This window comes from Mycobacterium sp., from assembly GCF_035506235.1.
In the GTDB taxonomy this organism is placed as follows: Bacteria; Actinomycetota; Actinomycetes; order Mycobacteriales; family Mycobacteriaceae; genus Mycobacterium.
In genome coordinates this window covers 26,777-39,040 of the sequence record NZ_DATJPU010000011.1, presented here as the reverse complement: position 1 = coordinate 39,040, position 12,264 = coordinate 26,777, and the positions used below count along the sequence as shown (strand labels likewise).

Sequence of the window (12,264 nt, the reverse complement as noted above, 5' to 3'; positions counted from 1 at the left end):
CCTCCTGCCGCACCCGCGCCGCGACGTCGGCCTCCGCCGCGCTCAGCGTCGCCCACTCGCCCGTGTCGTCGCCGGCGGAGAAGATCTCGTGGCCGCCGAAGAGGATCACCGCGGCGACGTCGTCGCGCCGGCCGAGCTCGCCGGCCGCGGCCACGATCTCCCGATAGACCTGCCGGGTCATGGCGTTGGTGGGCGGCCGCGACAGCAGCAGCATCGCCAGGCCGGCGTCGCGCGAGCCGTCGCTCACCACGACGCTGACGAACTCGCGCTCGCACCCGGTCAATGGCGCCACCCCATCCCGCCCTGCTTGCGGGCCGCGTGGTAGCGGTCGGAGTCGAAGAACTCGAACACCCAGTTGTCGCCCTTGATCTCCAAATGCGGCTGCACCGTGACGATCTGGCGCTCGACGGACAGCACGTCGTCGACGGTGCGGCCGGCCAGCGAGTCCAGCTGCGTCCACGTCGGCGGCAGCAGGAAGCTGCGGCCGGCCGCGAAGTCATCGATGGCGGCCTGCGGCGTCGTCCAGCCGGCGCGGTCGGATTCGGTGTTCTCACCGTCGGCCCGTTGCCCCTCCGGCAGGGCACCCACGAAGAAATAGGTGTCGTAGCGGCGGGTGCGCTCGGCCTCCGGGGTGACCCAGTTGGCCCACGGCCGCAGCAGGTCGGAGCGCAGCTCCAGGTTTTCGCCGCGCAGGAAGTCCGCGAAGGACAGCGTCCCCTCCGCCAGCGCGCGGCGCGCGTCGCCGTACACCGAGGCGTCGCCGACGATGCCGTCCGGGTCCCCGGCCGGCCCGGCGAAGAGCACGCCGGATTCCTCGAACGTCTCCCGGGCGGCGGCGCAGACCAGCGCCTCGGCCAGGTCGGGCTCGACGCCGAACCGCTGCGCCCACCACTGCGGCGGCGGCCCGGCCCAAGCGATATCGGCGTTGCGGTCGCGGTCGTCGACGCCGCCGCCGGGGAACACCATCGTCCCGGCAGCGAACTCCATCCGGGCGTGCCGGCGCATCAGGAACACCGCCAACCCGGTCTTTGAGCCCTCCGGCTCATCGCGGACCAGCATCACGGTCGCGGCCGGCCGGGGCACCAGGGGTGGCGGGTCCTGCGGTGCGGTCATAGTTGCCTCCGGTGGGCTGCGCGGGTGCGAACTCGGCGGGCGAAATACCGCCCGTCGACGACGTCCAGGGCGATGGACTGGCCGAACGCGGCCGACAGGTTCTCGGCGGTCAGCACGTCGGGCAGCAGGCCGGCGGCGACCACCTTGGCCTCCGACAGCAGCATGCAGTGGCTGAAGCCGGGCGGAACCTCCTCCACGTGGTGCGTGACCAGCACCAGCGCGGGCGCATCGGGGTCGGCGGCCAGGTCGGCCAGCCGGGCCACCAGCTCCTCCCGGCCGCCCAGGTCCAGGCCGGCGGCGGGTTCGTCGAGCAGCAGCAGCTCCGGGTCGGTCATCAACGCGCGCGCGATCAGCACGCGCTTGCGCTCCCCCTCCGACAGCGTGCCGTACGTGCGGTCCGCGAGGTGTTCGGCGCCAAGGCTTTCCAGCATGTCGAGCGCGCGTTGGTAGTCGACGTCCTCGTAGCGCTCCCGCCAACGACCCAGCACCGCGTAGCCCGCCGACACCACGAGGTCGCGCACAAGTTCGTCGCCGGGCACGCGCTGCGCCAGGGCCGACGAACTCAGGCCGATCCGCGAACGCAACTCGGAAACGTCGACCCGGCCCAGCCGCTCGCCGAGTACGAACGCCACCCCCGACGACGGGTGCTCGGTGGCCGCGGCGATGCGCAGCAACGACGTCTTGCCGGCACCGTTGGGCCCGATGATCACCCAGCGTTCGTCGAGTTCCACCGCCCAATCCAGCGGTCCGACCAGGACGCGTCCGTCGCGCTGCAGCGACACGTTCCTGAAGTCGATCAGCAGATCGGGGTCGGCTGCCTCACTTCCGCTTTCGGGCACCCGACCATCGTGCCGTACCGGGCGCGCACCTAATCCGGCGGGATCTCCACGCGGCGCAGCTGGCCGTCGACCGCGTCGGCGGCCTCGATCTCCCCGCGCGTCACGCCGAGCAGAAACAGGACGGTGTCCAGATAGGGGTGGCTCAACGACGCGTCGGCGACCGCACGCAACGCCGGCTTGGCGTTGAACGCCACGCCCAGCCCCGCCGCGGCCAGCATGTCGATGTCGTTGGCGCCGTCGCCGACCGCGACGGTCTGCGCCATCGGCACCCCGGCCTGCTCGGCGAATTCCCGAAGGGCCGCCGCCTTGCCGGCCCGATCGACGATCGGCCCGACGACGCGGCCGGTGAGCTTCCCGTCGATGATCTCCAGCTCGTTGGCGGCGACGTAGTCCAGCATCAGCTCCCGCGCCAAAGGTTCGATGATCCGCCGGAACCCACCGGAGACCACGCCGCAGTGAAAACCCAAGCGCCGCAACGTTCGTATCGTTGTCCGGGCGCCGGGCATCAGTTCCAGCTGGTCGGCGACCTCGTCGATCACGGTCGCCGGCAGGCCCTCCAGCGTCGCCACCCGCTGCTCGAGCGACTGCGCGAAATCCAGCTCGCCGCGCATCGCCGCCTCGGTGATCGCGGCGACCGCTCCCTGCGCGCCCGCCCGGGCCGCCAGCATCTCGATGACCTCGCCCTGCACCAGCGTGGAATCGACGTCGAACACGACGAGCCTTTTGGCGCGCCGTTCCAGGCTGTACTCCTCGACCGCGACGTCGACGCCCTCGTCGGCGGCCACCCGGTTCAGCGCGTTCCGCAGCGCGCCGTCGGCCAACGGCGGCGCGGACACCCGCAGCTCCAGACCGGTGACGGGATAGTCGGAGACGCCGCGGATCAGGTCGATGTTGACGCCCAGCGCCGCCAGCTCGCGGGCCACCGCGCCAAACGCCCGGGCGGTGATCGGCCGGCCGAGCACGAAGACGGTGTGGGTCGACGGGTCCCGGATGATCGGCACGTCGTCGCTGCGCTCGATGTCGACGTCCAGGCCCAGCCCGCGGACGGCGGATTCGACGTCACCGCGCAACAGGCCGCCGTCGGCGACCTCCGGCGGACAGCACAGCAGCACGCCCAGCGTGAGGCGCCCGCGGATCACCACCTGTTCGACGTTGAGCAACTCCACCCCGTACCGTGACAGCACCTCGAAGAGCGCCGACGTCACGCCTGGCTGATCCACGCCGGTGACGGTGATCAGCACCGACACCTTGAGTGGCGAGTTCACTCCCGGCAGCCGCCGCTACTGCTCAGCGGTCGAGCGATCGGGTTCAGTCCGCGGGCCGAATCCCTTCGGCGACTCGAGCGCCGTCGCGTGGCGCCCGACGTGCGCCTCGGCGCGCAGCCGTTCCACCATGTGCGGGTAGTGCAACTCGAAAGCCGGTCGCTCCGAACGGATCCGGGGTAGCTCGGTGAAGTTGTGCCGCGGCGGCGGGCAGCTGGTCGCCCACTCCAGCGAGTTGCCGTAGCCCCACGGGTCATCGACGGTCACGATCTCGCCGTAGCGCCAGCTCTTGAAGACGTTCCACACGAACGGGAACATCGACGCACCCAGGATGAAGGCGCCGATCGTCGAGATCACGTTCAGGCCCTGGAAGCCGTCGGTGGGCAGGTAGTCGGCGTAGCGGCGCGGCATGCCCATGTCGCCCAGCCAGTGCTGCACCAGGAACGTGGTGTGGAAGCCGATGAACGTCAGCCAGAAGTGCAACTTGCCCAGCCGCTCGTCCAGCAGCCGGCCGGTCATCTTCGGGAACCAGAAGTAGATGCCGGCGAACGTGGAGAACACGATCGTGCCGAACAGCACGTAGTGGAAGTGCGCGACGACGAAGTAGGTGTCGCTGACGTGGAAGTCCAGCGGCGGGCTGGCCAGCAGCACGCCCGTCAGGCCGCCCAGCAGGAAGGTCACCATGAAGCCCAGCGTGAACAGCATCGGCGTCTCGAAGGTCAACTGGCCCTTCCACATCGTGCCGATCCAGTTGAAGAACTTGATCCCGGTCGGCACCGCGATCAGATACGTCATGAACGAAAAGAACGGCAGCAGAACGGCTCCCGTGGCGAACATGTGGTGCGCCCACACCGCGACCGACAGCGCGGCGATCGAGAGCGTCGCGTACACCAGCGTGGTGTAGCCGAAGACCGGCTTGCGGGCGAACACGGGGATGATTTCGGTGACGATCCCGAAGAACGGCAGCGCGATGATGTACACCTCGGGGTGGCCGAAGAACCAGAACAGGTGCTGCCACAAGATGACTCCGCCGTTGGCCGGGTCGTAGACGTGGGCACCCAGGTGGCGGTCGGCGGCCAGCCCGAACAGCGCCGCGGTCAGCAACGGGAAGGCGATCAGCACCAGGATGGACGTCACCAGGATGTTCCAGGTGAAGATCGGCATCCGGAACATCGTCATCCCGGGTGCGCGCATGCAGACCACCGTGGTGATCATGTTGACCGCGCCCAGGATGGTGCCGAGGCCGGCGACGGCCAGACCCATGATCCACAGGTCACCGCCGGCGCCGGGCGAGTGGATGGCATCGCTCAGCGGGGTGTAGGCGGTCCAGCCGAAGTCGGCCGCACCACCCGGCGTGATGAAACCGGCGGAGGCGAGCAGGGCGCCGAACAGGAACAGCCAGAACGAGAACGCGTTCAGCCGCGGGAAGGCGACGTCGGGCGCGCCGATCTGCAGCGGCAGCACCAGGTTGGCGAAGCCGAACACGATCGGGGTGGCATAGAACAGCAGCATGATCGTGCCGTGCATGGTGAACAGCTGGTTGAACTGCTCGTTCGACAGGAACTGCAGTCCCGGCGCCGCCAACTCGGTGCGCATGAACAGCGCCAGCAGCCCACCGAGGAAGAAGAAGATGAAGCAGGCGACGCAGTACATGATGCCGATCATCTTGTGATCGGTCGTGGTGATCAGCTTGTAGACAAGGTTCCCTTTGGGACCGGTCCGGGCCGGGTACGGACGGACGGCCTCGAGTTCTCCCAATGGGGGGGCTTCGGCTGTCAACAGCTCCTCCAAACATCGTCGGTCACGCCCGAACCCAGTATTGACTTCGAATCTTAGCCTCCGTACAACTCGTCGTCAGGGGCAGTCCTACAAACTGTCGTAAAAGGCTCCGAAGTCCCCGGATGTTAGCGTCGGACCCGTGCTGGGGAGCCGATCGATCAGGGCGGCAGCCGTTCTGACGGCAGCCGTCATGGCCTGCGCCGGATGCGGGTCGGGCGACTCGGGGACCACGGCCTCGACCCGGTCGCTGGTCACGCCCACCACCCAAATCGACGGGGCCGGGGTGCTGGGCAACGATCGCCGGCCGGACGAGTCCTGCGCGCGTGGAGCCGCGCCGGCCGATCCGGGGCCGCCGACGCGACAGGCCCGCAACGCCGCGGGCGTCACACCCGACACGGTCGCGGTTCCCGCGGAGGCCCAGCGCATCGTGGTGCTCTCCGGCGACCAGCTCGACGCCCTGTGCGCGCTCGGCCTGCAATCGCGGGTGGTCGCCGCCGCGCTGCCCGACGGCGCCTCGAGCCAGCCCGCCTATCTGGGCAACGCGGTGCACGGCCTGCCCGGCGTCGGCACCCGCAGCAACCCCGACCTCGGCGGCATCGCCGCGGCCCACCCGGACCTGATCCTGGGGTCGGAAGGGCTGACCCCGAGGCTGTACCCCCGGCTCGCGGCGATCGCCCCCACGGTGTTCACGGCGGCACCCGGCGCGGCCTGGCGGGACAACCTGCGCGGCGTGGGGGCGGCAACCGCACGCGCCGCGGCGACCGACGCGCTGATCAACGGCTTCACCCAGCGGGCCACCCAGATCGGGACCAGCCACGACGCGTCCCACTTCCAGGCGTCGATCGTGCAGCTGACGACCAGCGCCATCCGGGTCTACGGCGCCAACAACTTCCCGGCCAGCGTGCTCGGCGCGGTCGGGGTGGACCGCCCGGCCGCCCAGCGGTTCACCGACAAGCCCTACATCGAGATTCCGGCCACCGACGCCGACCTTGCGAAGAACCCGGACCTCGCGGCCGCCGATGCCGACGTAGTCTACGTGTCGTGCGCCACCCCGGCCGCCGCGGACCGCGCCGCCGCCGTGCTGGACAGCAATCCGTGGCGCAAGCTGTCCGCCAATCACGACAACCGGGTCTACGTCGTCAACGACGAGGTGTGGCAGACCGGCGAGGGCTTGATCGCGGCCCGCGGCATCGTCGACGACCTGCGCCTGGTCAATGCCCCGATCAACTAGCCGTCATAAGCTGGCTTCGGCGCGCCACCCGGCAAGTGGCCCGAGAACATTACCTTAGCTAAACTTCTTGACGACGCAATCGAGATCAAAGAGGGATATTTCATGAGCACAGTTTCGGCGTACGCCGCCACCTCGGCGACGGCACCGCTGACCAAGACCACCATCGACCGTCGCGAACCCGGCCCGCACGACGTCGTCATCGACATCAGGTTCGCCGGGATCTGCCACTCGGACATCCACACCGTCAAAGCCGAATGGGGCCAACCGAATTACCCCGTTGTGCCCGGCCATGAGATCGCGGGCGTGGTCACCGAGGTGGGCTCCGACGTCACCAAGCACAAGGTGGGCGACCACGTCGGGGTGGGCTGCATGGTGAACTCGTGCGGTCAGTGCAGCAGCTGCAAGGCCGGCCTCGAGCAATACTGCAAGCCGGGGGCGACCTTCACCTACAACTCCATCGACAAGGACGGCACGCCGACGCAGGGCGGCTACAGCCAGGCCATCGTCGTGGACGAGAACTTCGTCGTGCGCATCCCCGACTCGCTGCCGCTGGACAAGGCGGCGCCGCTGCTGTGCGCCGGGATCACGCTGTTCTCCCCGCTGCGGCACTGGAAGGCCGGTGAGAACACCCGGCTGGCGATCATCGGCCTGGGCGGGCTGGGACACATGGGCGTCAAGCTGGGCGCCGCGATGGGCGCCGACGTGACGGTGCTGTCGCAGTCGCTGAAGAAGATGGAGGACGGCCTGCGGCTGGGCGCCGCCCACTACTACGCGACGGCCGACCCGGACACCTTCCGCAACCTGCGCGGCAGCTTCGACCTGATCCTGAACACCGTGTCGGCCAACCTGAAGCTCGATGACTACGTCAACCTGCTGGACGTCGACGGCACGCTTGTCGAGCTGGGCATCCCCGAGCACCCCATGGAGGTGCACGCTTTCCCGCTGGCCCTGGCGCGGCGCAGCCTGTCCGGGTCCAACATCGGCGGGATCGCCGAGACGCAGGAGATGCTCGACTTCTGCGCCGAACACGACGTGACGCCCGAGATCGAGCTCATCGAGCCCGACTATGTCAACGAGGCCTACGAGCGGGTGCTCGCCAGCGACGTGCGCTACCGCTTCGTGATCGACATCTCGAAGCTATGACGGGGCTTTCGAAACGCCTTGGCACGCAACCTCTTCGGCTGCCTCGGCGTGGTCGTCGCCCGGGCACACCTCGCTGACGTCGATGCCGGCCAGCGGCCAACCGGCGGCGGCCAGCGTCGAGGCCACCCGGACGATGTCCTCCCGACCGGCGTCGCAGTGGGTGGTCTGTGAGATGAAGTCTTCGATCTCGTCGCGGCTGACGGCGCCGTCGCCTTCGGCCTTGTGCTTCGAGATGATGTTTTGCACCACTTCCTCGAGCTGATCCTGGGTCAGTGGTGTGCTCTTGAGCAGGGCGAACAACGCGACCTGGTCCGGTCCGGGGACGCCCTGCGGGTACCCGACGTCCAGCCAACGGATCACTGACCGGAGAAACTTGGCGTGCTTGTGGTTAGCGTGGGTTGAAGTCACGTCATAAGTGTCATGGCAGCGGCCTCACCGGGGCGTCGCAGCGGACCCACAATTCATGCGCCGTTCACGGCCCGATCATGTACGACGACCCCGGGCCGGAGAAGAAGCCCTGGGATCCGTCGGGCGGCCCGTGGTCGGCCCGGCTACCCGGCTCGCCGCGTGGCGAGCCTGGTTCCCACCGCTGCGCTTGGCGGCATACATTGCGCTGTCGGCGATCGCGATGAGTTCCTCGATACGGGCGGTCCTCTCAGGACCGCTCAACCACGGCAACTCGGCGCCGGCGGTGCCGATACTCGCCGTCATCTCCGGGGAAAGCCCGGTCACGGCAGCGCAAATCCGCTCGGCCAGCGGTTCGATCTCGGAAGGGATGCACGTCAGCGCGATGAGGAACTCTTCGCCGCCGGCGCGGCAGACGATGGCGTCGTCGGGAGTGTGCTCGAGCAGCAGCCCACTCACTGCCCGGAGCGCATGATCACCAACGCAATGACCATGGGTGTCGTTAATGCGTTTGAAATTGTCGAGATCGAGCATCGCCACGGTCAATTGGGTGTGCGCCCGCGGTGGATCTGCCAGGCGATTGGCGACCGTCTCGATGAACGCGCGCCGGTTCAGTAGGCCGGTGAGCGGATCCTCTTCGGAGCGCTGCGCATACCCCCTCATCGCCTGCGACATACCCCAAGCACCAAGGAGCACCGACACGTTGACGAAGTTGATCAGCCAGAACGCCGATATCGCCGCCGCCAGACTGACTTCCCCGGCCAGCCGCGCCACCGCCGCGATCGCGATCGCGACGGCCACCGCGGTGTGGAACAGCACGATTTTTCGGCGGTGGAATATTGCGCAGTAGGCCCCGGTGACTGCCGAGGGAGTGCACGCCAGGGCAGCGAGAGCTGCGGTGGGCTGGATGAAGCTCCACCCCCCGATGCACAGCACGCCGATCACGGCGGCCGCCTCCGACTGCCGTCGCGTTGGCCAGCGCGCCAGATAGAAGACGGTCATACCGATGCTGAACACCGCGGTGATGCCGCCGATGAGCACTGCGCCCGCGCTCGGCCGGTGCTGGCTGCACAACACGGTCAACGGTGCTAACGCGGCCGACGCGCAGACGACAGCCATGATCCGCTGCGCCGCTCGCAACCGTCCCCGCTGGGACAGAAACGCCCTGATCCACTCGTACCTCTCGGGCTTACTCCGCCAACCCACCGGCCGGGACATCCGTCAGCAAACCTCCGAAAGAAGCGCCGCTGTGCGCAGCGCGAGAAGTTAAGAAGGAACGTGGGCCCGATGTCCTGAGTAGATCAGACAAAGACAGGGAGAAAGTTTGTTTTCGCGAGATTTAGCTGACTTTTACCCCGTAGACAAATTTCGCGCGCCCAGGCCACGCTGCTGGTCCCGCGTTGCGGCGGTGACGACCGCGTCGCTTACGAGCAGTCAAACTCACTATCGGTCAGTGGCAACGCGATTCGCTGCGGTCTCGATGTCCCGTGGTTCGCCGCTTCGCTGACGACCGGTTCGGAAGTCCCAGTCCTCGTCCTCGGTGACGACGGCCTTGCCGATCACGTGCGGCGACCCGGACCCGGAGAAAAAGTCGTGGTCCTGATCAGCTACCTGGTCGGGATGTGATCCGGCGTTGAGAAGCGAAACCACATCACGTTGCTCCCTGACGGAACCAGATCGGCCGGGTCCGCGCGTCTGACTAGTTGATCGCGCCGCTTTTGCGCTCCTCATCGGGGGCGGCCTGATCTCGTCGACCCCTATGCGGGTCGTTACGGCGACGCGGCACTCGCCGGCTGGTTCTTGTGAATCTCAAAGCCGAACGGCATCAACGGTTGCAGCGCCGCGGGCGCGGTTGGCACGTACTGCGGGTCAGGGGCTCGCCGAGCAACAAACAACCACAACTCCCGGTTTGGCTGTCCTCGCCTTCCGCATATGTCGTGGTCTACCTAGTTCGGATCCGCTTTCGGGGTGGACGCCGCGGCATTTCCATACAGGCAATCATGGAGCTCCTGACTACCCGGGGCGAAGTCGAAGCCACAGTTGCACTCGTGAGCGTCCCTCGGCGGGAGCGCATCGCAATAGGGGGTGCTAGCCGATGCCGATGGTGCGGTCCACATAACAGCAGCGGCCAAGGCTGCAGCGCCAACCGTGGCCATCACTCTCGTCTTCAATGTTGCGATTCCTTTTCCCTGGCAGACGGCGGCGCTCTGCCGCCGCTCGTTACAGCGGTGACAGCATTTGTAGCATTGCGCCAGCCGAATGGTGGGGTTTTTCAACCCCGCCGGAGCGCTCCCATTCCCGGGCGATAAGCGGCGCACGGTGTCACTGCGGGCGTTACCCCGCTCAACTGGGACTTCAGAAGTCCCAGTCCTCGTCTTCGGTGACGACGGCCTTGCCGATCACGTACGACGACCCGGACCCGGAGAAGAAGTCGTGGTTCTCGTCGGCGTTCGGCGACAACGCCGACAGGATCGCCGGGTTGACGTCGGTCTCGTCGCGCGGGAACAGCGCTTCGTAGCCGAGGTTCATCAGCGCCTTGTTGGCGTTGTAGCGCAGGAACTTCTTGACGTCCTCGGTCAGCCCGACCTCGTCGTAGAGATCCTGCGTGTACTCCACCTCGTTGTCGTAGAGCTCGAACAGCAGCTCGTAGGTGTAGTCCTTGAGCTCGGCGCGCTTGGCGTCGTCGACCAGCGCCAGTCCGCGCTGGAACTTGTAGCCGATGTAGTAGCCGTGCACGGCCTCGTCGCGGATGATGAGCCGGATCATGTCGGCGGTGTTGGTCAGCTTGGCCCGGCTCGACCAGTACATCGGCAGGTAGAACCCGGAGTAGAAGAGGAAGCTCTCCAGCAGCGTGGAGGCCACCTTGCGCTTCAGCGGTTCGTCGCCCTTGTAGTACTGCATGACGATCTCGGCCTTGCGCTGCAGGTTGGGATTCTCCTCCGACCAGCGGAAGGCGTCGTCGATCTCGGCCGTCGAGCACAGCGTGGAAAAGATGGAGCTGTAGCTCTTGGCGTGCACCGACTCCATGAACGCGATGTTGGTGTAGACGGCCTCTTCGTGCGGGGTCAGGGCATCGGGGATCAGGCTGACCGCCCCGACCGTGCCCTGGATGGTGTCCAGCAGCGTCAGCCCGGTGAACACCCGCATCGTCAGCTGCTTCTCGTTTGCGGTCAGCGTGCCCCACGACGGGAGGTCGTTGGACACCGGCACCTTCTCGGGCAGCCAGAAATTGCCCGTCAGCCGGTCCCAGACCTCGGCGTCCTTGTCGTCTTGCAGCCGGTTCCAGTTGATCGCCGAAACGCGGTCAATCAGCTTCATGTTTTCGGTCACCAGAACCCCACTTCACCAGACGGTTTGCCTGCGATACCCAGACTTCCGACACTACCCCTGGGGTACGACAAGCCGACGGAACACAAGAAGTTGTGTTTGCCGTGTCGCGCCGTCAACCCAGTCCCGTCGCAGGCCTAGGCAGAACCGGGCACTTTATGTACCATTTGGTACATGATTACCGAAGACAGTGTGGAGATTGACGCGCCGCCCCGGCTGGTATGGGACGTCTTCAGCGACGTCGAGCGCTGGCCCGAGTGGACCGCCTCGGTGACATCCCTGAACGGGCAGGACGGGTCCACCCTCGCCGTAGGCAGGCGGTTCGCGATCAAGCAACCGGGCCTGCAGAAGCTGGTGTGGAAGGTCACCGAGCTCGAACCCGGCACATCCTGGACGTGGGTGCACCGCTCCCCCGGCGTACTGGTGACCGCTCGCCACTACGTCACCGCCCTGCCCGGCGGCCGGACGCTGGTGCGCCAGGGACTCGATCAGCGGGGCGTCCTCGGTGCGCTGGTGGGGCAGCTGACGGTCAGGCGGACCAAGCGCTACCTCAAACTCGAGGCCGAAGGCCTCAAGGCCCGGTCCGAGCAGCTCAGCCGCGCCAATGGTGCGCACTCCTGACACCGAACGGCGCCGCCGGCTGCTCGACGCTCTCTTCAACGAGTTCGCCGCGAACGGCATCGGCAACCGTTCGCTCCGCGATGTCGCCGCCGCGGTCGGCACCAGTCACCGGATGCTGTTGCACCACTTTGGTTCTCGAGAAGATCTGCTGATTGCGATCGTCGAGGAGGCCGAGCGCCGCCAGATGGGGCTGCTGCCCCGCTTGCCCACGACTCCGGCCGACAGCTTCGCCGCCATGTGGGCCGACCTCCGCCGCCCCGAACTACGGCAGCTGGAACGCCTGTTCTTCGAGTGCTACGCCCGGGCCACCCAGGGCGAAAAACCTTTCGTCCGAATGGTTCCCGACGCAGTCGACGGCTGGCTCGCCGAAGTCGAGGCGGTCGCCGACGGCCCGGTCGACCGTGGCATGGCAAGGCTTGGGCTGGCCGTAATCCGCGGCCTGCTACTGGATCTCGTGGCGACCGACGACGACGCCGGCGTCGACGCGGCCGCGGAGGCTTTCATACGTCTGCTGCGCGGCTGACCGGAAACTATGCCCGCCGCG

13 protein-coding genes and 1 pseudogene are annotated in these 12,264 nt (G+C 67.4%); 5 read left to right on the top strand and 9 right to left on the bottom strand.

Features of this window, described 5'->3' with window-relative positions; genetic code table 11:
* The 5 genes from VMD50_RS01650 to ctaD form a co-directional block, all read right to left on the bottom strand.
* A partial coding sequence (locus VMD50_RS01650; RefSeq protein WP_325424205.1) for an enoyl-CoA hydratase-related protein occupies nucleotides 1-214 on the bottom strand: 214 nt, incomplete at its 3' end.
* Nucleotides 215-279: 65 nt separating this feature from the next.
* A complete protein-coding gene (locus VMD50_RS01645; RefSeq protein WP_325424196.1) occupies nucleotides 280-1,113 on the bottom strand; it encodes an NUDIX hydrolase in 834 nt (277 codons plus the stop codon).
* Entirely contained in the window at nucleotides 1,110-1,952 is an 843-nt protein-coding gene (locus VMD50_RS01640) for an ABC transporter ATP-binding protein (protein WP_325424194.1), read from the bottom strand. The genes VMD50_RS01645 and VMD50_RS01640 overlap by 4 nt, the downstream gene beginning before the upstream one ends.
* A gap of 29 nt (nucleotides 1,953-1,981) precedes the next feature.
* Nucleotides 1,982-3,217, bottom strand: a complete 1,236-nt coding sequence (gene serB / locus VMD50_RS01635) for a phosphoserine phosphatase SerB (protein ID WP_325424192.1) — start codon at nucleotides 3,215-3,217, stop codon at nucleotides 1,982-1,984.
* Between the two features lie 15 nt (nucleotides 3,218-3,232).
* Nucleotides 3,233-4,993, bottom strand: a complete 1,761-nt coding sequence (gene ctaD, locus VMD50_RS01630) for an aa3-type cytochrome oxidase subunit I (protein ID WP_325424190.1) — start codon at nucleotides 4,991-4,993, stop codon at nucleotides 3,233-3,235.
* A 190-nt stretch (nucleotides 4,994-5,183) separates the two neighbouring features.
* Between ctaD and VMD50_RS01625 the strand changes: the two genes are divergently transcribed.
* Together VMD50_RS01625 and VMD50_RS01620 are read left to right on the top strand one after the other, a co-directional pair.
* Nucleotides 5,184-6,224, top strand: coding sequence for an iron-siderophore ABC transporter substrate-binding protein (locus VMD50_RS01625; RefSeq protein WP_325424203.1), 1,041 nt, complete (start codon nucleotides 5,184-5,186; stop codon nucleotides 6,222-6,224).
* Between the two features lie 102 nt (nucleotides 6,225-6,326).
* Entirely contained in the window at nucleotides 6,327-7,367 is a 1,041-nt protein-coding gene (locus VMD50_RS01620; protein WP_325424188.1) for an NAD(P)-dependent alcohol dehydrogenase, read from the top strand.
* Here VMD50_RS01620 and VMD50_RS01615 read toward each other — a convergent pair.
* Together VMD50_RS01615 and VMD50_RS01610 are read right to left on the bottom strand one after the other, a co-directional pair.
* A complete protein-coding gene (locus VMD50_RS01615; RefSeq protein ID WP_325424186.1) occupies nucleotides 7,362-7,775 on the bottom strand; it encodes a DUF3349 domain-containing protein in 414 nt (137 codons plus the stop codon). The genes VMD50_RS01620 and VMD50_RS01615 overlap by 6 nt on opposite strands.
* Nucleotides 7,776-7,850: 75 nt before the next feature.
* Nucleotides 7,851-8,717, bottom strand: a complete 867-nt coding sequence (locus VMD50_RS01610; RefSeq protein ID WP_325424184.1) for a GGDEF domain-containing protein — start codon at nucleotides 8,715-8,717, stop codon at nucleotides 7,851-7,853.
* 61 nt (nucleotides 8,718-8,778) lie between these two features.
* On the opposite strand from VMD50_RS01610, the gene VMD50_RS01605 reads away from it, so the two are divergent.
* Nucleotides 8,779-9,042, top strand: a complete 264-nt coding sequence (locus VMD50_RS01605) for a hypothetical protein (protein ID WP_325424182.1) — start codon at nucleotides 8,779-8,781, stop codon at nucleotides 9,040-9,042.
* Between the two features lie 248 nt (nucleotides 9,043-9,290).
* Here the strand turns inward: VMD50_RS01605 and VMD50_RS01600 are convergent.
* A pseudogene (locus VMD50_RS01600) lies at nucleotides 9,291-9,380 on the bottom strand (hypothetical protein); the annotation flags it as partial.
* A gap of 747 nt (nucleotides 9,381-10,127) precedes the next feature.
* Nucleotides 10,128-11,102 (bottom strand): class 1b ribonucleoside-diphosphate reductase subunit beta, encoded by a 975-nt coding sequence (gene nrdF / locus VMD50_RS01595; RefSeq protein WP_325424180.1) that lies wholly within the window; start codon nucleotides 11,100-11,102, stop codon nucleotides 10,128-10,130.
* 171 nt (nucleotides 11,103-11,273) lie between these two features.
* On the opposite strand from nrdF, the gene VMD50_RS01590 reads away from it, so the two are divergent.
* Nucleotides 11,274-11,720 carry an SRPBCC family protein gene (locus VMD50_RS01590; protein ID WP_325424178.1) on the top strand — a complete coding sequence of 149 codons (447 nt, stop codon included), beginning with the start codon at nucleotides 11,274-11,276 and terminating at the stop codon, nucleotides 11,718-11,720.
* Nucleotides 11,704-12,243 carry a TetR/AcrR family transcriptional regulator gene (locus VMD50_RS01585; RefSeq protein WP_325424176.1) on the top strand — a complete coding sequence of 180 codons (540 nt, stop codon included), beginning with the start codon at nucleotides 11,704-11,706 and terminating at the stop codon, nucleotides 12,241-12,243. Before VMD50_RS01590 ends, VMD50_RS01585 begins: the two co-directional genes overlap by 17 nt.
* The last annotated feature ends 21 nt before the right edge of the window (nucleotides 12,244-12,264 follow it).